Source organism: Siminovitchia sediminis, from assembly GCF_042680885.1.
GTDB lineage: Bacteria > Bacillota > Bacilli > Bacillales > Bacillaceae_C > Siminovitchia > Siminovitchia sediminis.
Window position 1 is genome coordinate 1 of record NZ_JBHUEO010000101.1, and the last position, 535, is coordinate 535.

Here is a 535-nt window from a genome sequence, read left to right on the forward strand (position 1 = left end):
ACAATACGATCCAAGATTGCATCTGCCAGGGTTTCCTCCCCAATCTTTTCATGCCAGCCTCTCGGATCAAATTGAGAACAGAAGATAGTTGATCCGTTTCTATGCCTTGCCTCAATGATTTCTAATTTATCGCGTGCTTCATTTCCTTTTAACGGGTTAATAGCCACTCATCTAAAATTAAGAGATTGACTTTTTTGTATTGTTTTATCACTTTGCGGAATATACCCTCGCCCCTGGCCACTGCCAATTCATCAAGAAGATCAGGCAATCGGACATACTTCACTTTATAAAACTGGCGGCAGGCAGCTATGCCAAATGCACAAGCAAGGTATGTCTTTCCATTCCCCGACGCACCTTTTAAAATGATGTTATGATATTCTTCAATGTAATTGCCGTGAGCCAGCCGCAAATTTATCCAGCTTTCTGTCTGGATGATATTCAATATCCTCAATGGAAGCCTGATTATTACTTAATTGTGCGCTTTTAATAAGACGTTCCAGTTTATTGTTTTGCCGGCGTGACCACTCCGTGTCCA

1 pseudogene is annotated in these 535 nt (G+C 41.5%); it reads right to left on the reverse strand.

Annotated features, from left to right (window positions below):
• A pseudogene (locus ACFSCZ_RS17720) lies at positions 1–535 on the reverse strand (ATP-binding protein); the annotation flags it as partial.